Source organism: Devosia ureilytica (assembly GCF_024273195.1).
Taxonomy (GTDB): domain Bacteria; phylum Pseudomonadota; class Alphaproteobacteria; order Rhizobiales; family Devosiaceae; genus Devosia; species Devosia ureilytica.
In genome coordinates this window covers 604,480-630,666 of record NZ_JAMZCU010000002.1, presented here as the reverse complement: position 1 = coordinate 630,666, position 26,187 = coordinate 604,480, and the positions used below count along the sequence as shown (strand labels likewise).

The 26,187-nt window shown below is 63.3% G+C and carries 32 protein-coding genes; 7 read left to right on the top strand and 25 right to left on the bottom strand.

Annotated elements, in window-relative coordinates; genetic code table 11:
- Positions 1-133 precede the first annotated feature (133 nt).
- A complete protein-coding gene (locus NIM87_RS07150) occupies positions 134-1,774 on the bottom strand; it encodes a TadG family pilus assembly protein (protein ID WP_254673940.1) in 1,641 nt (546 codons plus the stop codon).
- Positions 1,771-2,199, bottom strand: coding sequence for a TadE family protein (locus NIM87_RS07145; protein ID WP_254673939.1), 429 nt, complete (start codon positions 2,197-2,199; stop codon positions 1,771-1,773). Before NIM87_RS07145 ends, NIM87_RS07150 begins: the two co-directional genes overlap by 4 nt.
- Before the next feature lie 145 nt (positions 2,200-2,344).
- Between NIM87_RS07145 and NIM87_RS07140 the strand changes: the two genes are divergently transcribed.
- Positions 2,345-3,166: a siderophore ferric iron reductase gene (locus NIM87_RS07140; RefSeq protein ID WP_254673938.1), complete on the top strand. Its 822-nt coding sequence runs from the start codon at positions 2,345-2,347 to the stop codon at positions 3,164-3,166.
- On the opposite strand, the gene NIM87_RS07135 is transcribed toward NIM87_RS07140, so the two are convergent.
- On the bottom strand, positions 3,163-3,708 hold the full coding sequence (locus tag NIM87_RS07135) for an SH3 domain-containing protein (RefSeq protein WP_254673937.1): 546 nt from the start codon (positions 3,706-3,708) through the stop codon (positions 3,163-3,165). The two genes, NIM87_RS07140 and NIM87_RS07135, sit on opposite strands and share 4 nt — an antisense overlap.
- A 113-nt stretch (positions 3,709-3,821) precedes the next feature.
- Between NIM87_RS07135 and NIM87_RS07130 the strand changes: the two genes are divergently transcribed.
- The 4 genes from NIM87_RS07130 (at position 3,822) to truB (ending at position 7,038) form a co-directional block, all read left to right on the top strand.
- Positions 3,822-4,841, top strand: a complete 1,020-nt coding sequence (locus tag NIM87_RS07130) for a 2-hydroxyacid dehydrogenase (protein WP_254673936.1) — start codon at positions 3,822-3,824, stop codon at positions 4,839-4,841.
- Positions 4,842-5,020: 179 nt separating this feature from the next.
- Positions 5,021-5,686, top strand: coding sequence for a hypothetical protein (locus tag NIM87_RS07125; protein ID WP_254673935.1), 666 nt, complete (start codon positions 5,021-5,023; stop codon positions 5,684-5,686).
- Positions 5,687-5,719: 33 nt separating this feature from the next.
- On the top strand, positions 5,720-6,127 hold the full coding sequence (gene rbfA, locus NIM87_RS07120; protein ID WP_254674090.1) for a 30S ribosome-binding factor RbfA: 408 nt from the start codon (positions 5,720-5,722) through the stop codon (positions 6,125-6,127).
- On the top strand, positions 6,124-7,038 hold the full coding sequence (gene truB, locus NIM87_RS07115) for a tRNA pseudouridine(55) synthase TruB (RefSeq protein WP_408640055.1): 915 nt from the start codon (positions 6,124-6,126) through the stop codon (positions 7,036-7,038). The genes rbfA and truB overlap by 4 nt, the downstream gene beginning before the upstream one ends.
- Here the strand turns inward: truB and NIM87_RS07110 are convergent.
- The 7 genes from NIM87_RS07110 to NIM87_RS07080 form a co-directional block, all read right to left on the bottom strand.
- Positions 7,028-8,161 (bottom strand): MFS transporter, encoded by a 1,134-nt coding sequence (locus tag NIM87_RS07110; RefSeq protein ID WP_254673933.1) that lies wholly within the window; start codon positions 8,159-8,161, stop codon positions 7,028-7,030. The genes truB and NIM87_RS07110 overlap by 11 nt on opposite strands.
- A 10-nt stretch (positions 8,162-8,171) precedes the next feature.
- The gene (locus tag NIM87_RS07105) at positions 8,172-9,113 is read right to left on the bottom strand and encodes an SMP-30/gluconolactonase/LRE family protein (protein WP_254674089.1); all 942 of its coding nucleotides are present in this window, start codon (positions 9,111-9,113) and stop codon (positions 8,172-8,174) included.
- A gap of 2 nt (positions 9,114-9,115) precedes the next feature.
- Positions 9,116-9,598 carry an MmcB family DNA repair protein gene (locus tag NIM87_RS07100; protein ID WP_254673932.1) on the bottom strand — a complete coding sequence of 161 codons (483 nt, stop codon included), beginning with the start codon at positions 9,596-9,598 and terminating at the stop codon, positions 9,116-9,118.
- On the bottom strand, positions 9,591-10,781 hold the full coding sequence (locus NIM87_RS07095) for an MFS transporter (RefSeq protein ID WP_254673931.1): 1,191 nt from the start codon (positions 10,779-10,781) through the stop codon (positions 9,591-9,593). The genes NIM87_RS07100 and NIM87_RS07095 overlap by 8 nt, the downstream gene beginning before the upstream one ends.
- Complete coding sequence (locus NIM87_RS07090) at positions 10,778-11,950, bottom strand: MFS transporter (protein WP_254673930.1); 1,173 nt, start codon at positions 11,948-11,950, stop codon at positions 10,778-10,780. The genes NIM87_RS07095 and NIM87_RS07090 overlap by 4 nt, the downstream gene beginning before the upstream one ends.
- Before the next feature lie 113 nt (positions 11,951-12,063).
- A complete protein-coding gene (locus NIM87_RS07085) occupies positions 12,064-12,621 on the bottom strand; it encodes a response regulator (protein ID WP_254673929.1) in 558 nt (185 codons plus the stop codon).
- A gap of 90 nt (positions 12,622-12,711) precedes the next feature.
- Positions 12,712-13,584, bottom strand: coding sequence for a LysR family transcriptional regulator (locus tag NIM87_RS07080; RefSeq protein WP_254673928.1), 873 nt, complete (start codon positions 13,582-13,584; stop codon positions 12,712-12,714).
- A 181-nt stretch (positions 13,585-13,765) separates the two neighbouring features.
- On the opposite strand from NIM87_RS07080, the gene NIM87_RS07075 reads away from it, so the two are divergent.
- The gene (locus NIM87_RS07075; RefSeq protein ID WP_254673927.1) at positions 13,766-13,918 is read left to right on the top strand and encodes a DUF1127 domain-containing protein; all 153 of its coding nucleotides are present in this window, start codon (positions 13,766-13,768) and stop codon (positions 13,916-13,918) included.
- Positions 13,919-14,093: 175 nt separating this feature from the next.
- Here the strand turns inward: NIM87_RS07075 and NIM87_RS07070 are convergent, their stop codons facing one another.
- The 11 genes from NIM87_RS07070 to NIM87_RS07015 all read right to left on the bottom strand — a co-directional run bounded on the left by NIM87_RS07070 (position 14,094) and on the right by NIM87_RS07015 (position 21,103).
- Positions 14,094-14,447: a septal ring lytic transglycosylase RlpA family protein gene (locus NIM87_RS07070; RefSeq protein WP_254673926.1), complete on the bottom strand. Its 354-nt coding sequence runs from the start codon at positions 14,445-14,447 to the stop codon at positions 14,094-14,096.
- A gap of 455 nt (positions 14,448-14,902) precedes the next feature.
- Positions 14,903-15,538, bottom strand: coding sequence for a peroxiredoxin (locus NIM87_RS07065; RefSeq protein WP_254673925.1), 636 nt, complete (start codon positions 15,536-15,538; stop codon positions 14,903-14,905).
- A gap of 179 nt (positions 15,539-15,717) precedes the next feature.
- Positions 15,718-15,921, bottom strand: a complete 204-nt coding sequence (locus tag NIM87_RS07060; protein ID WP_254673924.1) for a hypothetical protein — start codon at positions 15,919-15,921, stop codon at positions 15,718-15,720.
- A gap of 124 nt (positions 15,922-16,045) precedes the next feature.
- Positions 16,046-16,567 (bottom strand): CreA family protein, encoded by a 522-nt coding sequence (locus NIM87_RS07055; protein WP_254673923.1) that lies wholly within the window; start codon positions 16,565-16,567, stop codon positions 16,046-16,048.
- Positions 16,568-16,674: 107 nt separating this feature from the next.
- Positions 16,675-17,493, bottom strand: coding sequence for an amino acid ABC transporter permease (locus tag NIM87_RS07050; RefSeq protein WP_254673922.1), 819 nt, complete (start codon positions 17,491-17,493; stop codon positions 16,675-16,677).
- 170 nt (positions 17,494-17,663) lie between these two features.
- Complete coding sequence (locus NIM87_RS07045) at positions 17,664-18,452, bottom strand: substrate-binding periplasmic protein (RefSeq protein WP_254673921.1); 789 nt, start codon at positions 18,450-18,452, stop codon at positions 17,664-17,666.
- A gap of 72 nt (positions 18,453-18,524) precedes the next feature.
- Positions 18,525-18,890 (bottom strand): YegP family protein, encoded by a 366-nt coding sequence (locus NIM87_RS18795; protein ID WP_408640048.1) that lies wholly within the window; start codon positions 18,888-18,890, stop codon positions 18,525-18,527.
- A 65-nt stretch (positions 18,891-18,955) separates the two neighbouring features.
- Entirely contained in the window at positions 18,956-19,249 is a 294-nt protein-coding gene (locus NIM87_RS07030) for an Rdx family protein (protein ID WP_254673920.1), read from the bottom strand.
- A complete protein-coding gene (locus tag NIM87_RS07025) occupies positions 19,246-19,704 on the bottom strand; it encodes a Crp/Fnr family transcriptional regulator (RefSeq protein ID WP_254673919.1) in 459 nt (152 codons plus the stop codon). The genes NIM87_RS07030 and NIM87_RS07025 overlap by 4 nt, the downstream gene beginning before the upstream one ends.
- Before the next feature lie 130 nt (positions 19,705-19,834).
- On the bottom strand, positions 19,835-20,464 hold the full coding sequence (locus NIM87_RS07020) for a DUF1236 domain-containing protein (RefSeq protein WP_254673918.1): 630 nt from the start codon (positions 20,462-20,464) through the stop codon (positions 19,835-19,837).
- A 156-nt stretch (positions 20,465-20,620) separates the two neighbouring features.
- Complete coding sequence (locus NIM87_RS07015) at positions 20,621-21,103, bottom strand: glutathione peroxidase (RefSeq protein WP_254673917.1); 483 nt, start codon at positions 21,101-21,103, stop codon at positions 20,621-20,623.
- 174 nt (positions 21,104-21,277) lie between these two features.
- Here NIM87_RS07015 and NIM87_RS07010 point away from each other — a divergent pair, with 174 nt between their 5' ends.
- Positions 21,278-21,865, top strand: a complete 588-nt coding sequence (locus tag NIM87_RS07010; RefSeq protein ID WP_254673916.1) for a TetR/AcrR family transcriptional regulator — start codon at positions 21,278-21,280, stop codon at positions 21,863-21,865.
- A 143-nt stretch (positions 21,866-22,008) separates the two neighbouring features.
- On the opposite strand, the gene NIM87_RS07005 is transcribed toward NIM87_RS07010, so the two are convergent.
- The 4 genes from NIM87_RS07005 to NIM87_RS06990 form a co-directional block, all read right to left on the bottom strand.
- Positions 22,009-22,908, bottom strand: coding sequence for a TerB family tellurite resistance protein (locus NIM87_RS07005; RefSeq protein ID WP_254673915.1), 900 nt, complete (start codon positions 22,906-22,908; stop codon positions 22,009-22,011).
- 238 nt (positions 22,909-23,146) lie between these two features.
- Positions 23,147-24,127 carry an ABC transporter substrate-binding protein gene (locus NIM87_RS07000; RefSeq protein WP_254673914.1) on the bottom strand — a complete coding sequence of 327 codons (981 nt, stop codon included), beginning with the start codon at positions 24,125-24,127 and terminating at the stop codon, positions 23,147-23,149.
- 20 nt (positions 24,128-24,147) lie between these two features.
- Positions 24,148-25,257, bottom strand: a complete 1,110-nt coding sequence (locus tag NIM87_RS06995; RefSeq protein WP_408640056.1) for an ABC transporter permease — start codon at positions 25,255-25,257, stop codon at positions 24,148-24,150.
- Positions 25,257-26,123, bottom strand: a complete 867-nt coding sequence (locus NIM87_RS06990) for an ABC transporter permease (RefSeq protein WP_254673912.1) — start codon at positions 26,121-26,123, stop codon at positions 25,257-25,259. Before NIM87_RS06990 ends, NIM87_RS06995 begins: the two co-directional genes overlap by 1 nt.
- Between the last annotated feature and the right edge of the window lie 64 nt (positions 26,124-26,187).

Genomic DNA, 26,187 nt, shown 5'->3' with positions numbered 1-26,187 from the left:
GCGCACGCCACAGAGTCGGAAGTGGGTGGGCGGTAAATTGTGGGATTTTTTGGCGGCTGCGCCGAAAGCATGGCGCCGTTCCCTTGGTTTGCGAGCCACCAAACCGGGACCACTTTTGCTCGAAACGCTCGTGTCAGCCCACGAGGACCGGATGGTCGCAGCGCACGCCATAGACCCGCACATCGGCCTCCCCGACGCCCAGGCCGAGCGTTTCGAGGACGCTGGCAATGGTCATATCAAGGGTTGGCGCCAGTGGCGCCAGGAGGTCTCGCAGCGACTGGGCAATGACGGCGGGCGTCGCCAGGCCGAGGCCCAGGACATTGATGGTGAGATCGAGATTGCCCAGGAGCGATCCGGCCAGCGAGGCCACAAGGGTCTGGGTGGTTGCGGTCTTGAGCGTGCCCGCGGCGATTTCGGCGGAAGAGAAATCAAGCTCCACCGGAGTGGTCTGTGCCACCTCGACAAGGGCCGAACCGGTGACCTTGAGCAGCAGGGCGTTGATCATGAGCGCTGGATCGAGCGGCGGGGTGGCGCCGAAATCATAGAGCGTCGCGTCGCTCAGAGACCCGAGCGCCAATTGCGCCACGCCGGGACGCGCAAGAATAGTGGCACTGCCATAGGGGCTGGCGGGCGAGGGACAGGTGGCGCTGGCGACCACGGCTTCGGCCTCGGCCAGATCCAGCCAGAGCGGCAGCTTGACCCCGGCGCCCAGCAGCACGGGCCCGCCGAGCAGTTCAGCCTGCAAGCGCAGCCGGACCTGGGCGGTGCGCAGCACTGTGCCGGCCGGGCCGATGGCGAACCAGCCGCCGCCCTGTGGCGGCTCGCCCAGCGCCAGATCGAGCCGGAGGCTTACAAGGCCGGGCACGGCAGCGCCAAGGTTGAGCGACATTTGCCGGTCGCCATCGGCGAGGGCCGCGGCGGCGGCAAGGACTTCGAGCACCGAGAGCGACAGTTCGGCGCCGCCGCCACTGCCCAGTGGCAGGCCTCCCAACCGCCCCAGCGACACCAGATTGGAAAGGGTGAGGGTGTGACTGCCGCCCGCAAGGGTCAGCAGCGCCGTGCGCACCGGGCCAGTGGTCAGTTCCGCCAGCGCCGTGGCCAGTTGCCCGGCGTCAGCCTGCATGGCCAGCAGTTCATCATAGGTGCCGACGCTCAGTCCCATCTGTTGGGAGAGCATATCGAGGAATGTCAGCGCATCGACGCGGGCCGCGGCCAGGGCGGAGTAGTCGGCGACCGAGAGCGCGACGGTGGTCCCAAGGAGATCGGACAAAAGCGCATTGGCGATACCGCCGTTGAGGCTAGCGAGGCGGGAGCCGAGCGAAAACGAGACTTCGGGGGTAACGGCAGCGACGCCGGAGGCGCTGATGGCGGGCGCCGGGGCAAAGCCGGAAGCAAAGTAGAGCGTACCGGGCCGTTCCAGCGCAACCGCCACGGCATTGGCCGGCTGCGCGCCGGGGACAAAGCGGTTGGCGATAGCGGGTGTGGACGGGCTGTAGCGGCCGGTGAGTACGGTCAGCCCATCCGTGCTGGCCGGGGCAAGGAGCCGCGCCCCCACCAGCACGGACTGGGCGATTTCGACGGCACGCGAGGGATCGGTCGCCGCCGAAATAGCTGCCAGGTCGACCCCAGCCTGCATCATGCGTCGCTCGTGATAGAGCGAGGCGGCATCGACCGCCACCGCCGACACCATGGCCGAGACGGTGAAGCCGAAGGCAAACAGAATGGCCATGTTGCCGCGCTCATCGCGGCCAAATTCCGGCCAGGACCAGCTCATATCCCGCCCCGCCGGATGGTGGCGCCATAGGCCAGGGTGGAACTGGGCAGGGGCAGCGGCGGATAAAGGTTCCAGATCGGCAGATGGGTCGCGTCATAGGTGAGGCGCACCACATATTGATTGGGGTCGGAGGGGCTGTCGCCAATGTCATGCTCGATCCGGGCCGGGTCGATGAGCATATAGGCGGCGGCATTGCGCGACAGATAGTCAGACACCAGCAAGTTGCGCTCGGCTTCGTCGAGCCCGGCAATGGCGGTGCGGGCGGCATCGGCAGCCAATTGCTGCAGGGCGTGGGCCGCCCCGAAGTAAATGCCATAGGCCAGCATGCCGGTGAGCATGAGCAGATAGACCGGCGTGAGAATGGCGAATTCTATGACGGCGGTGCCGCCCTGATGTGCCAGCAGATACAAGCGGAGCCTTCGCATTCGAGCCTCCAGGGCGAATGATCTGGTCGATCAAGACTGCGGCGGCGTGCCCAAGCGGCGAGTAAAGGCGGGCATTGGTAGAAACGCGGGCACGACGGCGCGCAACAAAGGTGACTTTCCTCCTCCGGTTGAACCGGGTAGGACTTTGAGCCTCACCAGCGAGCTGATCTTGACCACCCGAAACTATCTATTCGCCCAGAGTAATGACGATATCGCGCTGACCCGGTTCATCGCCACGGCGGCGTCGGCGACGGGATTTCTCAAGGGATCGCCAGGCGGTCACCTGCCCGGCTGGTACACGATGGGCGCGGACAATGGCGACTTCCTGGCAACGCTTTATGCGCGGCTGGAGGCGGCCTATCCGGCGGCCGGACAACCGTTTTATGCGGTGCGCCTTTGGACCAATTTGCTGTGGCAGCCGGCCTATCTGGCGGTGATCGCGGTGCATCTGCATGGCGCCCTGCCCGCGGTGACCACGCTGTCGCAATCGCGGCAGAATCTGGATGTCGATGGCTATCGGCTCAAGGCCGGACCGCAGGTTGAGGGCAGTGTCGAAACGCTGATTGCCCAGGCGGGCCGGGACTTGCGGGCCATGGCTGATGCGCTTCTGGTCGACATCAATGCCGTCACAAGGCTCAAGCGGGTGCCGGCGCTGCGGCTGCTGACCGACCGGATGCTGTCACTGATGGTGCGCCTCAAGCACTACCGCCCCGAGATCAGCATCGAGGAGCAATATCGCTTTTGCGCGCTCTGGCTGGAAGCCATGGGGCTCAAGGGGCATGGCGGGCTGGAAACACTCGACCTCCATGACGGGCGGCAGGTGGCTATCATGGCGCGCAAGGGGTGTTGCCTCGACTACCTGGCCTTTCCCGACGCCTATTGCGCCTCGTGCCCCAAATTGGAGGACGATGTGCGGCGGGGCCGGGAGCGCACCAATATTCTGGCCGAGCTTGACGCCGCGAGTTAGTCAAATTCCTCGTTGGGATAGACGCCCCAAAGCTCTTCCTGGCGCACCCAACCGGAATAGGCCTGGCGTTCGCCGGGCTGGCCGGCGGCAATGTTGCACCAGGCGCCATCGCATTCGCTGATGTTGACCCTCACACCGGCAGCCAGCCGGGCACGCGTCGCGGCGTCATCGGATTTGCCGGCATGCATGAGCACTTCGCCATTGGCCAGAAGCGGCGCGGCATAACCGGCACGACTGCCTGAGAGGAGGCTCTGGTGCACCCAGCCCTCGTCCCCGTCCATGTCACGGATTTTGCGCCAGGTATCAAATTCCTGAATGATCTCTACCGGCACGCCCGAGACGGTATAGTTCCAGGCGATTTCATAACGCGTACCAGGACCGACACGGACATTAATGGGGTGCGAGCGGGTGGTGACAAAGCGCGGCAAGGCCAGGCCACTGGGATTGTCCTGCGCCAGGACGGGTGGCAGGGCTGGAAGCGCTGCGCAAAGGGCCAGCAGGATCAGAACTAGGGCGCGAATACGGCCCGGCAAGGCTGGCAAAAATAACATCACTTTGCAGACGGGTTGGATTTGCCCTATCACTAGCGAAAGTTCCTTAATGGTCGCTGAAGGCGGCTGACGTGTCGCCTGGCGCTGGCCCTTCACTGGTACGCATGACATCAAGCAAACCCAAGATTCTGGTGACCCGGCGCCTGCCTGCGAGCATTGAAGCGCGCATGGCAACCCTGTTCGAAACCGATGTCAATGATGCCGATGCGGCGCTGGCCAGCGAGGATATTCTCGAGGGGCTGGTGGGCAAGGATGTGCTGGTTTCCACCATCACCGACCGGATCGACGCCGCGCTGATTGCCCGGCTGCCGCCCAGCGTGCGGCTGATCGCCCAATTCGGCAATGGTGTGGACAATATCGACCTCGATGCGGCTTGGGCCGCGGGACTGACCGTCACCAATACGCCCTCGGTGTTGACCGAGGACACGGCCGACATGGCCACGGCGCTGATGCTGGCGCTGCCACGGCGGCTCGTGGAAGGCACGCAGATGCTGCTGCGCGACCGGGCCTGGGCCGGCTGGTCGCCAACCTCGATGCTGGGGCACAGGCTGCGCGGCAAGGCTCTGGGCATTGTCGGCATGGGCCGGATCGGCACCGCCGTGGCGCAGCGCGCCCGCGCCTTCGGCCTCACCATCCATTATTATTCGCGCAATCGCCGGCCTCCGGCGGTCGAAACGCCGCTCGATGCCCATTATTGGCCCGATCTTGATGCCATGCTGGCGGCCGTGGATATCGTCTCGCTGCACACGCCGCTGACCCGTGACACGCATCACATCCTCTCCGCCAAGAGACTCGATGCGATGAAGCCGGGGTCCTATGTGATCAATGTCAGCCGCCCCGAGCTGCTGGACGAGGCGGCGCTGATCGAGCGGCTGGAAAGCGGGCATCTGGCCGGGGCAGCGCTCGATGTGTTCGAGAACCGCGAGGGCATCAATCCACGCCTTCTGGCGCTGGCGGAGAGCAATGATGTGGTGCTGACCGCACACATGGCCTCGGCAACGCTCGAGGCCCGGGTGGAGATGGGGGAGGCGGTGATCGTCAATATCCGCGCCTTCATGGACGGACACCAGCCGCCGCACCGGCTGCTGCCGGAAAGCCCCCTGCCCCGCACCGCTCGGGGGTAGCGCCTTGGTGAGCGCATGGTTGGAGTGTTGCAGCAACTCCGCAACCACCCGGCGTTCTGATCCTCCCGTTCGGGCCGCTCTTGCGCGTGGAAGCCTGTCCCCCTAATCGTCAGCGTGTCGATGCGGAGGGGGCTTTCGCTGTTGGCACTGATGTAATTTTCGGGTGTCAGGAGAACCCCGTGACCTTGATGAAATATGCGCTGGCCCCACTGGCTGCCCTGCTGCTGATGAGCGCACATGCTGCCGCTCAAGTGGCCGGCGCCCTGCCGTTTAGCAGTGAAAACGGCCAGCTGACCCTGGAAACGCTGGGACAGCGGTTAACACTGCCGGCACCCGACTGGGTCGAGGACGCCAGCAGCGTCGAGGCGCTTTCCGAGGTGGTTTCGACGCGGTTTCTGGAAGAAAGCGGACAGTCGCATCTGGAAATCTATCCGCGCGGCGAAGGCGAGGCTTTCTGGTCCACGCTTTACGGTGCGCGCATTTCAAATCAGGCCAGCATGAGCCTTGCCGAGTTTCGCTCGGTGGTCATCAATGTCTACGCGCGATCATGCCAGCCCGAGACCGTGGCGCTGTTCCAGCTTGAGCCCGACGAGGGCGACCAGCTGCCCCCAGTGGGCTATGTCTGTGGCGCCTATCTCGACAGCTTTGCCGATTTCGCCGGGCAGGGCGAAGTGATGGTGATGGGCTTTTACAAATCCGAGGCGGGCCTGGGCATGGTCTATCAGGAATGGCGGGGCGACGCCTTTGACCCCTCCACGCCGAGCAGCTGGCCGGTGCCGGCGGCGGTGGTGGAAGCCCAGATGGCGCGGCTCGCCACCGAGGTGACGCTTACCCTTGCGGATTGACGGCAGACCCGGGAGGGCCTAATCCGCTTGCCCATGAAAAAAGACAACAAGCCCGCTGGCCCGAGCCAGCGCATGCTGCGCGTCGGGGAACTGGTGCGCCATGCCCTGGCAACCATGTTCGCCCGGGGTGACATCGAGGATGAAGCCCTTGTCGGCGCGGTTGTGACCGTGCCCGAAGTGCGCATGACGCCTGACCTCAAGCTCGCCAATGCCTATGTGATGCCGCTGGGCGGCATGCATGCCGAAGAAATCGTGGAAGCGCTCAACCGCCACCGCAAGTTTATCCGCGGACAGGTCGCGCCGCTGATCAACCTCAAATATGCCCCGGAAGTCCGCTTTTTCGTGGATGATACGTTCGAGGAGGCCGGCCGCATCGATGCGCTGCTGCGCTCCGAGCGGGTCAAACGCGATCTGGACGACGACGACACAGGCGAAGACTGACCTTGAGCCAGCCCAAATCCAAGAAGCGCGCCATTTCCGGATGGATCGTGCTCAACAAGCCATATGACTTCACCTCGACCCAGGCCGTGGGCAAGGTGCGCTGGCTGCTGAGTGCCGCCAAGGCCGGCCATGCCGGAACGCTCGACCCGCTGGCCACCGGCATCCTGCCCATTGCCCTGGGTGAAGCGACCAAGGCCGTGCCGCAGGTGCAGGACGGCATCAAGATCTACCGCTTCGCCATCGGCTGGGGCCGCGCCACCACCACCGACGACACCGAAGGCGAAGTGATTGCGACCTCGGATGTGCGCCCGGACGGGGCAGCCCTGGAAGCCGTGCTGCCGCGGTTCACCGGCACGATCATGCAGCGCCCACCGGCCTTTTCCGCCATCAAGGTGGATGGCGAGCGCGCCTATGACCTGGCCCGGGCCGGGGAAAAGGTGGAACTGGCGGCCCGCCCCATCGACATCGATGGCATCACGCTGGTCGAACATGGGGCCGAAGAGAGCGTGTTGGAGGTCACCTGCGGCAAGGGCACCTATGTGCGCTCGCTGGCCCGTGACATTGCCGAGGCGCTGGGCACGGTGGGGCATGTGACACGGCTGCATCGCGCCGCCGTGGGCCCCTTCACCGATGCCGACGCCGTGACCATCGACCAATTGGAAGCCGCCGAAGCGGGCGAGCAGCGCGACGCCCTTATAAAGCCGGTTTCGGCCGGGCTCGCAGGCGTGCCCGAAATCAGGCTCGACGCCGGCCAGGCCAATGCGGTGGGTCATGGCAATGCGGTATTGCTGACCGGCTCGGGTGCGCCGGTATCGCTGGATGAATGCTGGGTGAGCTTCAAGGGCAAGGTGCTGGCCACCGGCGCCGTGCAGTTCGGCCAGTTCCAGCCGGGCCGGGTTTTCAATCTCTAGGGCGTAGCCTGCCCGCCATGGCGAAGGTCAGCACCAGCAGGGGAATGAGCACGGCAAAGGCCATGCGCACGCCAAAGCCCTGCGCCACGCCCCCGATGAAGCCCGGTGCGCCCAGATTGACAAACTGGAAGATCAGCGTTGTGGCCGCCACGTTCTGGCTGGCGGGACGATCCCCAAGCCGCGCTGCAGCCGAGAGCATCAGCGGATAAAGCACGCAGATGCCCACGCCCACGGCGAGGAAACCCAGGAGCGCGACCCAGGCCACGGGCGCCAGGACAATCACCAACAGGCCGGCAATGGCGAGGGCCGAGAGGCTGCGCGCCACCGGCACCGGTCCGAAGCGGTCGATGACGCGGTCGGCCACCAGCCGTCCACCGGCCATGGCGAGCAGCAGGGCCGGCAGGGCCAAGGATTCGATGAAGGGCGCAACCTCGAAGCTGTCGCGCAGATAAATGATCGACCAGGCGCGCGCGGCGCCTTCGGTGAGGCCTGCGCCAAGGCCGAAAGCCACCAGGCCCATGGTTGCCAGCGTCGGCCAGGCCAGCTTGCGGACCTTGTCGGCGGCATGGGCGCGGGGCGGCATATTGGGCATGGGCAACACGACAAGAAAGATCAGCGCGATCACGACGGGCGCCAGGCCCCACAGATGCACGGCGGGGGAGATATGCAGCCCGCGCAATGTTGCGCCCAGCAGCGCAGTGATCAGAAAGCCCACGCTCCAGGCACCATGGCAGGTGTTCATCACCCGGGCGCCGCTGGCCGCCTCAACCCGGTCCGCCTCGACATTCATGGCGATATTGGTCAGCGAAAAGCCGACACCATTGAGCGCCAGCAACACGAACAGCGCCACGGGGCTGAGGAGGACGGTCGCCAGGGCCGCCGTGATCACCACGCTGGGCAGCAGCCAGAGGATCATGCGGCGCGGGCCGAAGCGCTCGATGATGGCACTGGAAAACAGGAACATGGACAGCGCGCCGAGCGGCTGGCCCATCAGCACCAGGCCGAGTTGGGATTCGGACAGGCCGATCATCAACTGCAGGTCGGGAATGCGGGTGTGAATGGCGCCGGCGGCCAGGGCATGGGTGAAGAACAGCGCGACAATGCGCCAATGGGTGGAAATCATGCAGCAGGACCTAGGACCAATTGGCCGGCGGGGGAAGGCGGGCGGAGACCATTTCGTCCGGTGGGGGCGTTTTGCTGGAGAGGACGGCGCGTGGTTCGGGCATGCCCTTGAAGGGCACTTGGGCGCTGAACAGGTCCCCTGCCCCCGGCAAGACTGCGCCGCCCGGCTGCAGGGATGTGATGAAGATGGTTTGGAGATCCGGCCCGCCAAAGCACAGATTGGTGGGGTTGCGCACGGGAACAGTGATTTCGGCGTCGATCCGGCCCGCGGGTGTCAGCCGCAGGATTTTCCCGGCATCGGTGGCCGCGGTCCAATAGCAGCCGTCGGCATCCATGGCCGCACCATCGGGGCGACCGGGCAGATCATTGCCGAACACCTCTCGATTGGAGGGCGTGCCGCTTTCGGGATCGAAGTCGAAGGTCCAGATGGTGCGCACGGCTGGGTGCGAATCGGAAAGATACATCACCCGCCCATCGGGGCTCCAGGCGAGGCCATTCTGGGTGAGGAGACCCTTGGCTTGCGGGGTGGCCGTGCCATCGGCGCCCAGCCGATAGAGCATGCCTTCAGGTCGGGTCGGATCGGGGGACAGGCGCATGGTACCGGACCAGAACCGGCCTTGCCGGTCACAGGCACCATCGTTGAACCGCATGCCGCTGCCGGGGGCCAGGACATCGGCGACTGGGTCGAGACCGGCCGTGCCGTCGTCATGGAGCGTGACGCGGGCAAAACCCTGAGCGGTTGCGGCCAGCAATCGGCCGGTGGCGGCCAGGACGATGGAGCCGATCATCATGGGTGCGGTCCAGCGCCTGATGGTGCCATCGGCGGCAAGTTGCTGGATCAGTCCATGCGGAATGTCGAGCCAATAGAGCGCGCCGCTCGCCTCGTCCCATACCGGGCTTTCGCCCGTCGCATTGCCAACCTGGGCCAGGGGCTGCGCCTTGATCGAAAGCACGCTCAAACCATTGGCCCCGGGTCCATCAGCGCGTGGATGCGGTCGGCGCCCATGCGGGCAAGCTTGAGCATCAGCGCCTTGCGGCGGGCGGGCGCCAGCGGCGTATCGGGACTATCGCGCAGAATAGCGCCATCGTGCCCATCGGCAACGATCAACCCTTCGCTTTGAGGAAAGATTTCGGCGTCCAGCTCGGGCGGCTTGGCAAAGAAGAACTTGTCGGAAAACTCGCGGTATTCGGGCCACTTTCGGTCGACCTGAAAGTCGATGAGGCTCGACTTGATCTCGATGATCCATATCTCGCCCTTGGGGCCGACCGCCAGCACATCGGCGCGACGGCCGTTGCGCAGCGGCACTTCGGCATAGCAGGCCATGTCATGGCGCGCGCGCAGCATGCGCATGACCCCGCGTTGCACCCGCAGCGCCGTGGCCGATTGCCGAAGATCGACAATCGGGGGCAGGTTCGGCGGGTTCAGGTCTTCAGCCATTGGGTCCGAGCGGTTCAGCGGGCAGGCCAAGCGGAGTGTCCACCTTTTTGTGGCCCAGTGCAAAGCTCGACGCCCAGAGCCCGGCCAGCAGCAAGGGCAGGCAGACGAGATAGGAGGCGCGAATGTGGAAGAACTCCGCCACGAAACCAAGGAGCGGCGGGGCGAGGAAGAAGACCACGAAACTGATCTGGCCCAGCGCGGCCACATTGACCGCGGCAGGCCGATCGGTGCGCTGCGCGGCAGCGGAGACGGCCAGCGGATAAACCGCGGAACAGCCGGCCCCCATCAGCGCGAAGCCAAGCAGGGCCAGCGCCGGATGCGGCGCCACGCCGACCAGCAGCGCACCCAGGCTGGCAAAGCTGAGCATGACCATGGCAACGTTGCGCGGCCCATAGCGGGCAACGATAGGGTCGGCCGAGAGGCGCATTACCGCCATGCAGAAGGCAAAGAGCGTCAGGCCCATGCCCCCGACAATCGGCTCCACCGCAAAGACGTCGCGCATGTAGATCGCCGACCAATCGATGCCGGCGCCCTCGACCAGGAAGGCGGCAAAGCCGATGAGGCAGAGCGGCAGCAGCCCGACACTGGGGAAGGCAAAGCGGTGACCGGCACCTTCGGCAAGGCCCCGCCCCGTGCGGGGCGCATTGGTGGCGCCAAAGATCAGCCAGCCGCCGACAGTAACGACGATGAGCGCGACGATGCCGGTGTGCAGCCCTGCAGAAAGGCCGGACTGGCGGATCATGGCACCGAAGAGGGCGGTGATGAAGAAGCCGACGCTCCAAAAGCCGTGGGCCCGGTTCATGAAGCGCTTGCCGGTATGCACTTCGAGGCGGTCGATTTCGACATTGAGATTGATTTCGAGCGCGCCGGCCATCAACCCGACGAGAAACAGCACCGCAAAGACGGCTGGCGCTACGGGCAACCAGGGAATGGTGGCGAAAAGAATGGCCGGGCCGAGCGTGGTGACAAAGGCAGTGGTGCGGAAGCCAAGCCGGTCGACAATGGGGGCGCCCACGGTCAAGGAAATCAGCGAGCCGATGGCCATGCCGATCATGGTCAGGCCCAATTGCCCCTCGCTCACCCCCAGGTGGGTTTGGATATCGGGCAGGCGCGCCATGAGCGCGCCGGTGGTGACCGCGAAAAAGAAGAAGCAGGCATAGATGCGGTGTTGCGGGGCAATCATGGCGTCACCAGCTTGTTGACCGGGCGCGGCGCCAGCACCTGCACCGAGACCAGGCCCAACAGCACCAGTGGCAGGCCGATGCCAAAGGTCCACTGGATGCCGAAATGCTCGGCGACCATGCCCAGGAGCGGCGGCCCCAACAGGAAAGCGGTGAAGGAGAACTGCGCCAGTGCCGCCACATTGATGGCGGCCGGGCGGTCGGTTTGCTGCGCCGCCGCCGACATAGCCAGCGGGAACAGGGCACTCGAGCCAATGCCGATCATGGCAAAGCCAAGATAGGCCGACCAGGCAGAGAGCGAGAGGAAGGTCAGCAGCACGCCCAGCCCGAGCACGCTGAGCAGCACACGCGCCACCAGCACCGGCCCGAAACGGTCAACGAAACCATCGGCAAAAAAGCGCGCCACGGCCTGCGAACCGGCAACCACCGCCACGGCAAAACCGGCCCAGAAGGGAGCGGCGGCAAAGAGGTCGCGCATATAGATGGCCGACCAGTCGATGCCGGCGCCTTCCATCAGGAGGGCCGAGAGGCACACGGCCACGAGCGCCATGATCGCCGGGGTTGGCCTGGCAAAACGCGGGGTTTCATCGGTGCTGGAGCCGGCGCGATGGGCAGCCGGCTGGAACTGGCCGAGCACCACCAGGGTGGCAACGAGGATGACCGGGATCATGATCATCAGATGCAGCTGCGTCGACAGGCCCGCCTGCGCCAGAAAGGAACCGACCATGCCGGCCGTGAAGAAACCCAGGCTCCAGAAGGCATGGGCGCGGCTCATGATACGGCGGCCAATGGCATGCTCGACGCGGTCGGCCTCGATATTGATGATCACCTCGATGCAGCCAATGGTGAGGCCCACCGGCACGAGCAGCAGGAAGAACACCAGCGGCCCCGGCGCCCAGACTGCCAGCGCATAGAGCGCCGAGAGCAGTGGAATGGCGGCCAGCAGCACCCGGCGATAGCCCACGGCCTCGATGAAGCGCCCGGCAAAGGTCAATGAAATCAACGTGCCGACGGCCGAGCCGATCAGCGCCAGGCCAAGCTGGCCCTCGCCCACACCCATGGCCTCCTGAATATCGGGAAGGCGCGGGAACATTGAGCCCATGGCAAAGGAATAAACAAAGAAGGCCCCGAAGACCTTGATCTGGGGCGGCAGCGCAAGGCCGAATCGCATTTTGGTTTAGTGCTCAATAAAGGTTATTGCCCGTGAGGCTAAGCCATTTCGCCAGGGCTGAGAATAGGTGCCGACGGCGCGTAGAACGGTTTATTGCAACGATTGCATTCCGGTCACATGAGCGCGGAGGCAAACTGCTCGTCGCGCAGCACATTGACCCCGCTGGTGAGGCTGCGGATAATTTCGAGCCTTCGGAAAGGGCCACCGTGACGTTTGTCCTGAACCCTGGATTGCGGCGCGTCGCGGCCACGGCGATCCGGCCCGAAATAGCTGGGCGTTTCATAATAGGTGACATTCTGGCCCACCTGCCGCGCCACCCGATCCAGCACGCGCTTACGGGTAAAAGGCATGGTGATGATGTCATCAAACCCCATATTGAGGCAGGCATTGATGCCGTCCACCGACGGACTTTCGGCAAAGTAGATCAGCGGCGAGAACCGAAGTCGGCGCGTGGTGCTGAAGCGCACGGCATTGGCGACATTGCGCAGGCTGGCGAAATCCTCGGTGGCGGCACAGAGGAAAAAGCAGAGCGGGGTGACCTGCGCCTGCTGCTCGGCCTGGGTAATGCCCGAATAGGAGGACACGCCGGCAAAGCCGAGCCCTCGCGCCAAGTCCAATAGCGCCGATCCCGGCCCGATGCCGGAACCCACGACATAAGCGTATGCACGCATAGTATCGCCCGCCAATATTTTCTGCGTCCGTGCCGAATACTGGAGGCAAGCTGCTAACATACCTCTAATGCGAAATATTACTGAAAATCTTTACTGACGCTCGCCCAGATCGCCGCGAAACAGGGGCGCGTGCTCCCGCAGCAGATCGGCGATGCGCTCGGTGACGGTGCGCACGGCCGGCACATGCCGCTCCTCATGATGACAGACCAGCCATTGCTCGGTTTCCAACTCCGGGATGATCCCCGCCATGCGCGCCACCCGCGCCTCGCTGTCGCCCACGAAGCAGGGAAACACCGACATGCCGGCCCCGGCGGCCACCAGTTCCAGGACGCTCATGGCGTCATTGCCGCGCGTGGCGATGCGGTCGCCATGGCGGGCCTGCAGCCAGCGAGCCGAATGGGTCTGGCTGGCCTCGCCGGCAACGCCGACAAAATAGCCCGCGGCCACGCCACTGATCATTTCGGGCCGGGCATAGAGGCCATAGGCCACCTTGCCGACCAGGCGTCCTGCCAGCCACTGCTCGGTGGGGCGCTGGTTCCGAATGCCGATATCGGCATGGCGGCGGCCGATATCGACCTTATGGCTGGCCGTCACCAGTTCGAGCGTGAAACGGTCCGCGGCGGTCCAGATGCCGGCAATGTGGCGCGCCAGAAAAGCCGAAGTCCAGGGCCCCGCTGAGACGCGCACGACCCGCTCGCCCATGGCGCCGTCCTTCCAGCGTTTGAGCGAGAGCATGGCCGCCTCGACCTCTTCGGCGCGCAACAGTAGCTCCTCGCCCGCCGGCGTCAGCCGGTAGCCGGTCTGGCTGCGCAGGAAGAGCGGCTCGCCCACATGATGTTCAAGCGCCGTGACCCGCCGCCCGAGAGTGGCGGCCGAAAGGCCGGTGGTCTGGGTCGCGGCAGTGAGGCCGCCCAGCCGTGCGACATCAAGAAACAGCCGAAGGTCGTCCCAGGCGAAATCCATTTTTCATCCCTGCAAAGCGTGTTTCGATCCTGACTATAGCGCCAGGCAGCGAAAATTCGCAATTGTAGCAGTAGCGGGCAGCAGGATCTGTCCGAAGACACAGCCGATCATATCAATTTTGAAACGCAGGATGGAGGTCCTGCGATGCCGGTCGGCTGCGTTCCATTCAAGGAGACCAAAGATGTTTGAACCCATTGTACGCAGGCTGCACAATTGGCGGTTGCGCAATATTGCCCGGCGTAAACTGGCCACGCTCGACGACCGGCTGCTGGCCGATATCGGCACAGAGCGGGATAATATCGGCGACTTTGTCGCCCGGCAGCCGGACCTGTGAGCGCCCAGGTCGCGACCAAACAAAAAGGCCGCCCGAATGTCGGGCGGCCCTTGATGATCTTGAGAGGCGAGAGCTTGGATCAATTCACCATTTCTATGAAACGCTGAATTGCCCCAAATGTTTGTCTTGTTGCGTTTCCGACCGCAAAACCGGAGCCAGTTTTGCTGGAAGCGCTCTAGCGCTGCGCAATGCAGACCGACGTCACGCCCTTGTTCTGAAATCCGAGGGCCGCTGCGGCGCCCTTGGAAAGATCGATGATGCGCTTGCCCACGAAGGGGCCACGATCATTGATGGTGACTTCCACCGACTTGCCGGTGGACTGGTCGGTCACTTCGACCTTGGTACCGAAAGGAAGGGTCCGGTGCGCCGCGGTCATGGCGTTCTGGTCGAAAGTCTGACCGGACGCGGCAGTCTTGCCGTGAAATCCGGGACCGTACCAGGAGGCGCCACCACACTGGGCATAGGCTGCAGGGGTGAGGAGGAGAAGGGCTGCGGCCGATGCGGCGGCGATTACGGCTGTCTTAGTCAATGGTCCAGAGGCTCGCTGAAATTGTCGATGCCGCTTCAATAGAGGCAGGCCGGGCCGGAATCTGGGCCAAATGGGCCGCCTGCGACCTGACGCCCCAGTTTGATGCCGCCAAAGCACAGGATTTGGCACAGTGAGCGCTTGGCCGGACCGTTCAGAATCGGGAAACCTTAGAACGAGAATCCGCATTTTTCCGGCAGCGTGCCGCATCAAAGCCCGATTGTCGGAGTGAGCGGAACCGATTTGCGCGGTGTGTCCGATGGGCAACGGTTCCGGCAAAGCGTCGCCAAAGGCCAGAAAACGGGTCTTTGGAGCCACCAAGCACGACCGAAAAAGCCGGAGCAGGCCCGAAATGGGGCGCGAATGTGGCAGCTTGGGCCGCCAAAGGGCAGAGAAAAGGGGGTGATGGCCGCGCCACCGCCCCCCAAGTTGGTCAGGGAGAAACTGAATGAAGGGCCTCAGCCCTTGGGCTGGGGCACGATGCGCAGGTAGGGCTTTAGTTCCTTCCAGCCATCGGGGTACTTGGCCTTGGCCGCTTCATTGGTAACGGCAGGCACGATGATGACGTCCTCGCCCTGGTTCCAGTTCACCGGGGTGGCCACCTGGTGCTTGGCCGTCAGCTGCAGGCTGTCGATCACGCGCAGGATCTCATTGAAGTTCCGGCCAGTGGAGGCGGGGTATTCAATCTTGAGCTTGACCTTCTTGTCCGGCCCGATGACGAAGAGCGACCGCACGGTCAGGGTATTGTCGGCATTGGGGTGGATCATGTCGTATTTGCGGGCGACCTCGCCCTCGGTATCGGCCAGGAGCGGGAAATTGAGCGCGGTGCCTTGGGTTTCCTCGATATCCTTGGCCCAGCCGGCGTGATCCTCGAGTTTGTCGACCGAAAGGCCCAGCACCTTTACGCCACGCTTTGCGAATTCGTCCTTGAGCTTGGCGGTGTAGCCCAACTCGGTGGTGCAGACCGGGGTGAAATTCTTGGGGTGGCTGAACAACACCGCCCAGGCGCCATCGACATAGTCGTGGAAGGCAATGGTGCCCTCGGTGGAGGGCAGGGTGAAATCGGGAGCGGTATCGCCAATCAGGATTGCCATGGTCGTCTTCCTTTGCCCGCTTCCAGGCGGGTCCTCTGTTTGTTTGCTGAGAATATCGTGCTGAAGCCTGACGCTTGAAGCGGTGTCAGGCGGAACGCTTTTGCGCAGTTCAGGCCGCGTTCGGCAAGCTGTTCTCACCGCTTGCCGACTGCGAAAATGGACAGGACCGACTGGTCAGATCAGGTTAGCGCCGCCATCAGCCGGGCAGGCGCATTGGGGTTCTGCAGCCAATAGAGCACCACCATGGGCAGTACGGCAAAGGCCAGGGCCACGGGTGGCGGGACCTTGAGCAGGCGCGCGATGAGATAGCAGACCATGAAGAAAGCCAGCCCATAGGCCAGATCGGCGGCATTGGCCGCCACATAGTCAAGCGCTGACCTCACGGGTCCCTCCCGGCGCACCAGTTGACCGGGAGAAGGTGAGCGCGCCACCTTGCTGGCGCCTGTCAAAGCAAGTGACGATTTTTCTCAAGTAAGAGACAAATGCCTTCGAGGCAGACAGCCCTGGCTATTGCACCATGACCGAGCCCTGCATGGGCTGGGGCGCCGGGGCGCCATTTTCCCAGGTGACGTCGAGCCCATTGAGCGGCACCACCGACAGGCTCATCTTGCCCGAGCCCTGCTGGATCTCGCGCGCATGGGCCAGGTAAATCAGCGCATTATTGGCCGCGTCATAGATGCGGGTGACGCGCAGCGACTTCCAGATGAGGGAGCGCCCCTCGCGGAAGATTTCCTCGCCGCCGTTCGTATTGATGTCGCCCACCGTGACCGGACCCACCACCGAGCAATCGAGCGCCGAATAGGAAGGGTCCTCGAACCAATTGCCCTGGCTCATGCGGTCAATGAAGGAGCGATTGAAAAAGGACAGGTGGCACACGACACCATCCACCTCAGGGTCGGCCAGCGCCTCGATGGAGATGTCATTGCCGGTCCAGTCGACCCCGACATTGCCAACCTCGTTGCGATTGCCACAGGCAGCAAGGCTCAGGGCGGCGACGGCGACGATGGCGATGCGGGCGATGGCGTGCATGGAGCTCTCCAATGGTGACGCTTGCAAGATGGGGACCACCGGCCCGCCGTGCAAGCGCTGTCGCGTTCAAGAACCGCAGAACCCTTGGCACGTCTGCCAGGAACACTCTATCGCGATACCCTTTTGTCCATGACCTGCTCCAGCCAGCGCACCAAGAGGGAGAGCGAGATGGTCATGGTGAGGTAAAGGAAGGCGACAACGTTATAGGTCTCAAAGAATAGAAAGCTCGATGAGGCGGAGAGCTTGCCCAATTGGGTGATGTCCTGCACCCCGAGCGCCGAAACCAGCGCCGAGTCCTTGACCATGGAGACGAAGTCATTGCCCAGCGGCGGCAGGATGGTGCGCAGGGCCTGGGGGAAGATGATGTGGCGGAAGCAATGCCAGCGGGAGAGCCCGAGCGAGCGCGCCGCCTCGATCTGGCCGCGCCCCACCGCCTCGATACCGGCGCGAAAAATTTCGGCGATGAAGGCGGAATAGCAGACCGTCAGGGCAAAAATGGCGCGCCAGACGAAATCGAAGCCGCGCACGCTGGCCGGGGTGATCCAGCCCCAATCGATGAGGGGCGAGACGACAAAATTGAAACCCGCCACCATGGCCGGGGCCGCGACAAAGGCGATGTAGAAGAGAAACACCAGAATGGGGATGCCGCGGATGATCTCGACATAAAATGTCGCCAATTCGCGCAGCAGGCGATGGCTCGACGTGCGAGCCAGGGCGATAAGCAGACCCAGGACTGTCGCCGCGGCAAAGGCGAGGATGGTGACCCAAAGCGTGGTCAGGACGCCGCCCGACAGGGTGCGGAAGATCTCGCCATAGGTCTGGTTGCTGGTGATCGCCCAGAGGCCGAGCACGAACAGCAGGCCAATGGCGAGGAGCCAATAGGGCAAGCGGGCAAACAGGGTTGGGCGGCGGGGACGGTGGGTCATTGGGAATGCATACGAGGGTGTGGAGGGCATGGCCACCCCCACCCTTTATCCCTCCCAACAAGGGAGAGGGAGACGATGAACACGGGCCATCTGGCTTGCGCCTCCCTCCCCTTGATGGGGAGGGAGTGAGGGTGGGGCAAGGATCACAAACTCATGCAGACAATCAGGCCTCAATTCGCCGCGTATTCGAAGAACCAGTAGTTGATGCGCTCGTCGAGCCAGCCGTCGGCCTGCATTTGGGCGAGGGCAGCGTTGACGGGTTCGACGAGGTCAGAGCCGGGGGTGAGGATGAAACCAAAGGGGTCGGACTTGATGGCGGCGCCGGCCTGTTTGAAAGCGCCTGGGTCGGCGCCGATGTAACCTGCCGAGGCGGCCTGATCGGCGATGACCGCGTCAACGTCGCCGGCCTTGACGGCCTGAACGGCAGCGCCAAAGCTGTCGAAGGTCTTCACCCGCGGATTGGCTTCGTCACCGTCGAGAACATCGTAGATGGCGGTGTAGAAGGACGAGGTACCGGCCTGGGCGCCGAACAGCAGATCGGTGTTTTCGGCAAAGCTCTCAGGCCCGGTGATGCGCTCTTCATCGGCGCGTACGAGGAAATATTGCTCGACGGTGATGAACGGGACAGTGAAATCAATCTGCTCTTCGCGCTCGGCGGTGATGGTGATGCCATCGGCGCCGATATCGAACTGGCCGGTGCGTACGCTTTCGATCATCACGTCCCAGGCGGTGAGGTCCCACTCCACGCTCGCGTTGAGGCGCTTGGCGACCTCGTTGATCACGTCATATTCGAGCCCGATGCCCTGCCCGTCCGGGCCGGCGAAATTGAGCGGGTAATAGGCGTTTTCGGTGACAGCGTGGATGGTGCGGCCGCCCAGGTCGGGCAGGTCCTGGGCCGCCAGGGGCAGGGCCGAGAACGCCAGGGCGGCGCCAGCGAGAAGCACGGACGTGATACGCATGATGAGATGTCTCCCGGAAGTGGTTCGCCGGGAGACTAATGCAAGGAGGTCGGCCTTGGGAATGGTGAAGCGTTACGCGTCAACCACTTCGGCGCCGGGGCCATTCTTCTTGAGCGATTCAATGGCGTTCTTGGCGGAAGCCTTGGAGGCATAGGTTTCGGTGCGGGCCATGGTTTCGCCATTGGAGGCGACAAAGCGCACGAAATGCTGACCATCCTTGGACGCGACGATTTCGAAGCGGTAGCCCGACCCGGTCTCGTCCTTGGAGAGGTCGACGACAATAGCGTCCGGCGCGTTCTTTTTCAGAGAATCAATGCCGTTCTGAGCGCTGGCCTTCTGCTTGTAATTTTCCGACCAGAAAATCTTCTCGGCATTATAGGAGAAATCGAACTTGAACTGGTCGTTGGCTGCGGCCGTGATATTGAATTTATGTGCCATGACGCTGGCCTCCCTGAGTGATTCACAGCAAGGAGACTAGCGCACCCGCCACAATTGGAAAGCCATTACTGTTCAAGGCCAATCCGATCGACATGACCGAGATCTCGATCCGGGTCGATGCGGTCGCGCACCATCTGCTTGAGCAGGCGGATATCGGGGAAGCCGCCGTCGCGCTTGCGCTCCCAGAGCAGTTCATCGCCCAGATGGATTTCAAAGATGCCGCCGGTGCCGGGCACCAGGGTCACCTGCCCTAGTTCGGTGGAAAAGGTGGACAGCAGTTCCTGAGCCATCCAGCCCGAGCGCAGCAGCCAGTTGCACTGGGTGCAATAGGCTATGGTGACAGACGGCTTGCCGGTCATTTCCGCTTCTTGCCGGTCTCGGCCGGATCCACCAGGGTCGATAGAATCTGGTCCACCAGATCGAGGTCCTGCCGCTTGCCGGCGGCCTGCTGCTGCAGATCGACCAGGTAGGAGGTGGTGTAATAGAGCCGCCGCGCCAGCATGGTGGCAATGTGAAGGCTCATTTCCGGGTGGCCATCAAGGAAGGTCAGCGCATCGGGTATTTCATAGGCGGTAACCGGGGAGAGCGCCTTGACCGTGGCCGAATGGGCCATGTCGAGCAGCACCGCCATTTCCCCAAAGATCGAACCGGGTTCATCCACATGGGTGACCTGGGTGCGTTCGCGGATAACCTCCACCTGCCCCTCGACCAGCACCAGGAGCTTTCCCAGCCGCTCGCCCTCGGGCAGCATGACCTGGCCAGACTTGAACCGGACCTGTTTGAGATCCTTGCAATAGTCAAGAATATCGGCCATCGGCCCCCGCCTCCAAACGCCTTCGGACCCCGCCGCCCGAATTCATACAGGGCGGAAATCTAAAGCATTGGCGGCGCAAAGCAAAGCCGCCCGAACAGATGTCCGGGCGGCCAAAGATTGCAATGGCTGGTTACTGGACCCAGACCACGGTGCGCGAGCTGCTTTCCACCAAGGCCGGACGGCCATCGATATAGACATAGCCGTAGTAGGGGTCCTCGGGGACCGGGGTAATGGTCGTGCCATCGGGCAGCACGTAACCCACCACGACATCGCCTTCGGCATTGACCGGCTCAACCGGATTGGCAATGGCGAAATCGGCAGCCGACTGGCTCACCACATAGCCGGGCGAATAGACCAGCGTATTGGTGGCAAGATCCACGATCCAGACGCGGCCATTGGCATAGAGATAACCATAAGCCGGGTCGCCCTCGACCGGGTAAATGGTGACGCCAGCCGGGACGGTGGCGCCAGCACTGACCGAGCCTTCGATATAGATGGGCTCGACCGGATGGGTGCCGGCATATTCGATGGTGGAGGTGGCAATGCCCGCTTCGGCACCGATCACGGCACCAGCGAAGCCGCCGATGATGGCGCCAATCGGGCCGCCAGCCAGAAAGCCAATGGTTGCACCACCAGCAGCGCCGCCGGTCAGACCAATGGCCGCGCCGGCATCAGCGTCAACAACACCGTCCTGCGCCATGGCGGGCAGGCTGAAGGCAAGCGAAATCACGGCCACGGAGGCCAGAAGGGTCTTTTTCATTGTTTCATTCCTTCTATTGGCGGCTTGGTGCCGCCCTCTTTACAAGGGGAGCGCGCCGGGGCCGGCGGGCTCATATCTGCCCCTTGCCAAACGAACGGAAATGCGGCCGATCCGTTCCGCTGCGGAAGGAATGTGATCAAAGCTGTGGCCGATGGGCTACAGCAATTTTTCGATATCGGGGGCGATGTCCGCCGGTTCGGTGGTGGAGGCATAGCGCTCGATGACCCGGCCATCCCGTCCAATGAGGAATTTGGTGAAATTCCATTTGATGGCCTGGCTTCCCAGCAGGCCGGGCGCCGAAGCCTTCAACCAGCCAAAGAACGGGTGTTCAGCGTCGCCATTGACGTCCACCCGCTCGAACAGCGGAAAGCTGACACCGAAATTTATGGCGCAGAACCGGGCAATCTCGGAGTTGCTGCCGGGCTCCTGTTCGCCAAACTGGTTGCAGGGAAAGCCGAGCACGACGAGGCCGGCGTCCTTATGGGCCCGGTAGAGCGCTTCGACCCCTTCATACTGCGGGGTGAAGCCGCATTGGCTGGCGACATTGACCACCAGCACTACCTGTCCGGCATAATCGGACAGGGATTGCGGCGTTCCATCGAGGCGATTGGCGGAAAAATCGGAAAGGGTCTTGGTCATGAAAATGCTCTGAGCCGGAATGCGCCAGAGCTAGGCCGAACGCGAACAGGGCGCAAGCGCATCATCCCTGGTGGGCGGCCAGATTGAATAATATTGGCCGACGGCTTGCAAAGGCGTTCAATTAAAAACATTCTGCCTGTCTGAAATTTAATGTTTGGGCAAAGAGGCGCGCCGATGGAAGTCAGGAGACGTCAGGAGGATCGCCGCATGGCGACGCGGCGGGCGCTGATCTCGGCGGCGCGGGCGCTGTTCGCCGCAAAAGGCTATTGGGAAACCAGCACGCCCGAGATCGTGGCGGCGGCAGGGGTGACGCGCGGCGCGCTTTATCACCACTATGCCGACAAGCTGGCGCTGTTCACCGCTGTGGTCGAGGAGGAACATGCCCTGGTGGCGCTCGCCATCAACGCCGCGACAGATGGTGATGACGAGGAGACCGGACCGGTGAAGGCGCTGGTCAAGGGCGGAGACGGACTTGTCGAGGCCATGCGGGATGAGGGCCGGCGGCGTATCTTGCTGGTCGATGCTCCGGCTGTGCTGGGGCGGGAGGCTTTGGACGCCATCCAGACGCGCCAAGGGCGCCATATGCTGGTGGAGGCGGTGGATCACGCCATTGCCGCCGGAGCCATCAAGGCCTTGCCGGAGCGGCCCCTGGCAATGCTTCTCAATGCTCTTTTCGACCGGGCGGCACAGGCGCCAACCGAAGAGATCGACGACTATCGCAAGGTGCTGAAGGCGCTGATCCGCGGCCTCAAGAGCAAATAAAAAGGCGGGGATCGCTCCCCGCCTTGCAGTCCACATCGTGCTGGTCACGTGACCAGGAAGATGATGATGATGAGCCAGATCGGCACGCCGAGCAGCCAAAGTGCGAGACCCTTAAACATCGCTATTCTCCTTTCGCTGCCCGATCAGAACCGACGGAAGACGTCGGCAAAGACGGTGTTGTTGTCGCGGTGGTTGCCGCCCTTCTGGGCCGCCCAATAGGCGCCGATGGCCGAGACCAGCGACGAGGCAGCAAGCAGGAACGCGGCGATAATGGCCGTGTTGCGGGCAATGCGGGCCGCCTCGACAGCTTCCTGGCGAGCCTGCTCGATATTGGCCGCGACCTGATCAACACGGGCCTGTGCCTCCTCCGGCGTCAGGCCGGTATTGGCAGCCACGACATTGGCCAGATAGGTGCGGTCTTCATCGGCCAGGGTGCCATCACCGAGCGCGGCCTGGGCAAAGATCCGACCCGCTTCAGCGCGCGCGGTTTCCGGGTCCGGAGCGGTATTGCCTCGGAACAGGGTGTCGATGAAGTAGGCATTGGGATCCATGGCTTCGGTCGCAGCGCCTTCGGCAGCATTGGATGCAGCCAAAGTTGCCGTGGCCGCGACATTGCCTGCGGTCGAAGCCGCAGCGCCGATGCCGGAAATGGCCAGCACGGCGCCGATGATCATTGCGCCGCCCCAAACCAGTAGGCCATGGGCGCCATCGCGCATATCACTTTCGTCTTCCGACGCATCGAAATGACGGCGACGCAGCCGGCCGGTGAGATAGCCGCCCGCCATGAAGCTTGAAATCTGGACCCAGAGGAACCAGCTTGCCGCCCCAATGCCAATCAGGAACGCCGGAGCGCCTTCGCGAGCATTGAAGTCGACAAAGTTGAGACCGACCGCTGATCCGAAGGTGATTAGAACCAGAGAAATTGCCGAAGCGAAGACGATGCCCGCGATAATGGAACCCCAATCGACATAGCCGGCGCTTTCGCGCTCTGCTTGGGAAGTGGTTTCGACGATCGCGACGCCGCCGGGTGCATCAATAGTCATTTGGTTGTCCTCCCTGGGCCTGGATCAAGCAAGACCGATGAAGGACAGGATGGCCATGACGATAACGATGAGGCCGACGATGTAGATAATGGAGTTCATGGGATGACCCTCTTGTTGGTTGACGCAAGTGGTCAATCAACTGTGAGGGAGGGGAATTTGTTCCGCAGCATAAATCGCGGAGCAAAAAAACAGGCGGGGATCACGCCCCGCCTGCTCAAAACGTCCGCTTGAACGCTGATTACTTCAAGGCGTCGGTGACGACACTGGTATAGGCGCCTTCCGGTGTGGCCTTGATGATGCCCTGATCAAGCAAGGCCTGAACCGTGCGGTCATAGGTCTCCATGTTGAGGGCCGGATCGGTCGCATCGACCAGCTTGGAAACCTCGCCCACCATATAGAGCTGGTGCTCAAGGGTGGCGGCGCCGGTGTCGTCCATGTCGACGACGATCTGGGCGGCTTCCTCGGGGTTTTCGAGGGCATAGGCCCAACCCTTCATCGAGGCCTTCACAAAGCGCGTATAGGCATCGACCTTGGCGGGATCGTCGAGGCTATCTTCCAGGACATAGAGACCGTCTTCGAGCAGGTCGTTGCCCATATCGGTGTAGTTGAAGATGGTCAGGTTGTCGGGGCCATAGCCGGCATCGAGCGCCTGGCCATATTCATTGTAGGTCATGACCGAGATGCAGTCGGCCTGGCCCTGGATCATGGGCTGGATATCAAAGCTCTGCTGCAGCACGGTGACGCCGCCTTCGGACCCGTCGGTGGCAATGCCTTCCTTGTTCATCCAGGCAAAGAAGGGATATTCATTGCCGAAGAACCAGACGCCCAGCGTGTGGCCGGGGAAATCCGAGACCTGGGTGATGCCGGTTTCCTCGGGGCAGATCATCATCAGGCCAGAGCGCTTGAACGGCTGGGCAATGTTGACCAGTGGCACGCCCGATTCACGAGCGGCCATGCCGGCAGCCATCCAGGTGACGATGATGTCGGCGCCACCGCCGGCGATGACCTGTTCGGGGGCGATATTGGGGCCGCCCGGCAGGATGGTGATGTCGAGGTCTTCCTCGTCATAAAAGCCCTTGGATTCGGCGACCAGATAGCCGGCGAACTGCGCCTGGGTCACCCACTTGAGCTGCAAAGTCAGCGCATCGTCCGCCAGTGCAGCCGGGGCTGCGGATAGCGCCAGGGCGCCAGCCAGCATTCCGGTGATGATCTTGTTCATTCTCGTTCCCTTGTTGCCTGTTACGCCCGTCCACCGCGGACAGACGGATGCCAGAAGGTGACGCCCCTCTCGATGAGAGCGATCACCCCATAGAAGGCGGACCCCGCGACCGCCGCAACAGCGATCTCCGCCCAGACCAGGTCGATGGCAAGACGCCCCACCCCGGTCGAAATCCGAAAGCCCATTCCCACAATGGGCGTTCCGAAGAATTCCGCTACGATTGCGCCGATCAAGGCCAGAGTCGAGTTGATCTTGAGGGCGTTGAATATGAAGGGGCCCGCAGCGGGAAGCCGCAACTTCATAAGGGTTTGCCAGGAGGAGGCGGCATAGGTGTGCATGAGGTCGCGTTCGATGGCCGAGGCGGCATTGAGCCCGGCAACCGTGTTGACCAGCATGGGAAAGAAGGTCATGGCGACGACGACGGCGGCCTTACTCTGCCAGTCGAAGCCGAACCACATGACCATGATCGGGGCGATGCCGATGATGGGCAGCGCCGACATGAAATTGCCAATGGGCATGACCCCGGCTTTGAGAAAGGGCGAACGGTCGACAAGGATCGCGACGCCGAGGCCCGCAAGGCAGCCCATGGCATAGCCGGGCAGCACGGACTTGATGAAGGTCTGGACGAAATCGGCCCAGAGAATGGATGTCTCCGCCAGAAACCGGGCGCCGATGGCAGAGGGTGGCGGCAGCAGCACCGGCGGGACATTGGCGCCGCGGGTGATGACCTCCCAGGCGACCAGCAGGGCGAGGCCGAAGACAATCGGGATGACGAGGCCCGTTCCCGTTTCGGGCAGTTTGCCCAGGCGGATCGTTGCCGACAGGCGTTCGACAAAGAGCCAGGCAAAGGCCCATGCGGCGACCAGCGCCAGCCAGTGATGGCCCGGCATCGAGCCTTCCGCAGGCAGGGATGCGACCAGGGCCAGGGCGCCCAGCAGCGCCAGCGCGCCATCGAGCCAGAGGCTGAAGGGCCAGATCAATCGGACCAGCGAGAGAGCGCCGAGCGAGCACACCAGCGCCAGCAGTGGCGCGGTGGTGAACGTGGAAAGGCTGAATGCCAGCCCGGCCAGTGCCGCCAGCGCGGCGAGGAGGGCGAGGCCGGATTGCAGGGGGGTGAGGTCGGAGCGCATCATGCCCGCGCCCCCATGCGGGCATTGACCCAGCGCTCGGCGCTGCCGACCAGCGCCACCAGGATGGCAGCCAGGCCCGCCGCGATGAACAGCGCTGCCCAGATCTGCACGGTCTGGCCATTATAGGAGCCGGTGAGGAGACGAACACCAAGACCGCCGCCCGAGGCATTGGAAAGTTCGGCCACCACTGCCCCGATCAGCGAAATGGCGATGCCCACTTTCATGGAGGCAAAGAGGAAGGGCATGGCCGCCGGCCAGCGCAACTTCCAGAAGGTCTGCCAGCCATTGGCATCATAGGTGCGCATGAGATCGAGCTGGATGGCTTCGGGCGAGCGCAAGCCCTTGACCATGCCGACGACGACCGGGAAGAACGAGAGATACATCGAGATCAGGGATTTGGGCACGAGGCCGGTGAGGCCCACCGCGCCCAGGCCGACCACCACCATGGGCGCCACGGCGAGAATGGGAATGGTCTGGCTGGCGATGATCCAGGGCATCAGCGAGCGGTCGGACGCATCATTGTGGATGATGGCGACGGCCAGGAGCACGCCGAGCGCAGTGCCAAAGGCAAAGCCCAAAAGGGTTGCAGAGAGGGTAATCCAGCCGTGATAGGCGAGCGAGCGCTTGGACGAGATATCGAGCGCCACCGTGGCGTTCCAGATTTCGGAAATCACCTGATGCGGCGCCGGCAAGACCGGCTTGTCCTGGCTCCAGGTCTGCTGGGCAAAGGTGGTGAGGGGCACATCCACGAGATCAGCGCGGTTATTGAGCGTTACCTGCCAGTTGGCATTCATCGGCACGGCCGCTCCATACCAGATGACGAGGATGGCAAGGAGAATGGTGAGGACGGGGAGGAGGCGGGTCATGACGTTCTCCAGCCCGCCGATCCAAAGCTCCTCCCCCTTGAGGGGAGGGGTTGGGGTGGGGGTG

What these genes read in the sequence shown, in the direction of transcription:
- NIM87_RS07150 (WP_254673940.1), bottom strand. Translation starts at nt 1,774, where the DNA reads ATGAGCTGGTCCTGGCCGGAATTTGGCCGCGATGAGCGCGGCAACATG.
- NIM87_RS07145 (WP_254673939.1), bottom strand. Translation starts at nt 2,199, where the DNA reads ATGCGAAGGCTCCGCTTGTATCTGCTGGCACATCAGGGCGGCACCGCC.
- NIM87_RS07130 (WP_254673936.1), top strand. Translation starts at nt 3,822, where the DNA reads ATGACATCAAGCAAACCCAAGATTCTGGTGACCCGGCGCCTGCCTGCG.
- rbfA (WP_254674090.1), top strand. Translation starts at nt 5,720, where the DNA reads ATGAAAAAAGACAACAAGCCCGCTGGCCCGAGCCAGCGCATGCTGCGC.
- NIM87_RS07110 (WP_254673933.1), bottom strand. Translation starts at nt 8,161, where the DNA reads ATGATTTCCACCCATTGGCGCATTGTCGCGCTGTTCTTCACCCATGCC.
- NIM87_RS07100 (WP_254673932.1), bottom strand. Translation starts at nt 9,598, where the DNA reads ATGGCTGAAGACCTGAACCCGCCGAACCTGCCCCCGATTGTCGATCTT.
- NIM87_RS07095 (WP_254673931.1), bottom strand. Translation starts at nt 10,781, where the DNA reads ATGATTGCCCCGCAACACCGCATCTATGCCTGCTTCTTCTTTTTCGCG.
- NIM87_RS07090 (WP_254673930.1), bottom strand. Translation starts at nt 11,950, where the DNA reads ATGCGATTCGGCCTTGCGCTGCCGCCCCAGATCAAGGTCTTCGGGGCC.
- NIM87_RS07085 (WP_254673929.1), bottom strand. Translation starts at nt 12,621, where the DNA reads ATGCGTGCATACGCTTATGTCGTGGGTTCCGGCATCGGGCCGGGATCG.
- NIM87_RS07080 (WP_254673928.1), bottom strand. Translation starts at nt 13,584, where the DNA reads ATGGATTTCGCCTGGGACGACCTTCGGCTGTTTCTTGATGTCGCACGG.
- NIM87_RS07075 (WP_254673927.1), top strand. Translation starts at nt 13,766, where the DNA reads ATGTTTGAACCCATTGTACGCAGGCTGCACAATTGGCGGTTGCGCAAT.
- NIM87_RS07065 (WP_254673925.1), bottom strand. Translation starts at nt 15,538, where the DNA reads ATGGCAATCCTGATTGGCGATACCGCTCCCGATTTCACCCTGCCCTCC.
- NIM87_RS07055 (WP_254673923.1), bottom strand. Translation starts at nt 16,567, where the DNA reads ATGCACGCCATCGCCCGCATCGCCATCGTCGCCGTCGCCGCCCTGAGC.
- NIM87_RS07050 (WP_254673922.1), bottom strand. Translation starts at nt 17,493, where the DNA reads ATGACCCACCGTCCCCGCCGCCCAACCCTGTTTGCCCGCTTGCCCTAT.
- NIM87_RS07045 (WP_254673921.1), bottom strand. Translation starts at nt 18,452, where the DNA reads ATGCGTATCACGTCCGTGCTTCTCGCTGGCGCCGCCCTGGCGTTCTCG.
- NIM87_RS18795 (WP_408640048.1), bottom strand. Translation starts at nt 18,890, where the DNA reads ATGGCACATAAATTCAATATCACGGCCGCAGCCAACGACCAGTTCAAG.
- NIM87_RS07030 (WP_254673920.1), bottom strand. Translation starts at nt 19,249, where the DNA reads ATGACCGGCAAGCCGTCTGTCACCATAGCCTATTGCACCCAGTGCAAC.
- NIM87_RS07025 (WP_254673919.1), bottom strand. Translation starts at nt 19,704, where the DNA reads ATGGCCGATATTCTTGACTATTGCAAGGATCTCAAACAGGTCCGGTTC.
- NIM87_RS07020 (WP_254673918.1), bottom strand. Translation starts at nt 20,464, where the DNA reads ATGAAAAAGACCCTTCTGGCCTCCGTGGCCGTGATTTCGCTTGCCTTC.
- NIM87_RS07015 (WP_254673917.1), bottom strand. Translation starts at nt 21,103, where the DNA reads ATGACCAAGACCCTTTCCGATTTTTCCGCCAATCGCCTCGATGGAACG.
- NIM87_RS07010 (WP_254673916.1), top strand. Translation starts at nt 21,278, where the DNA reads ATGGAAGTCAGGAGACGTCAGGAGGATCGCCGCATGGCGACGCGGCGG.
- NIM87_RS07005 (WP_254673915.1), bottom strand. Translation starts at nt 22,908, where the DNA reads ATGACTATTGATGCACCCGGCGGCGTCGCGATCGTCGAAACCACTTCC.
- NIM87_RS07000 (WP_254673914.1), bottom strand. Translation starts at nt 24,127, where the DNA reads ATGAACAAGATCATCACCGGAATGCTGGCTGGCGCCCTGGCGCTATCC.
- NIM87_RS06995 (WP_408640056.1), bottom strand. Translation starts at nt 25,257, where the DNA reads ATGCGCTCCGACCTCACCCCCCTGCAATCCGGCCTCGCCCTCCTCGCC.
- NIM87_RS06990 (WP_254673912.1), bottom strand. Translation starts at nt 26,123, where the DNA reads ATGACCCGCCTCCTCCCCGTCCTCACCATTCTCCTTGCCATCCTCGTC.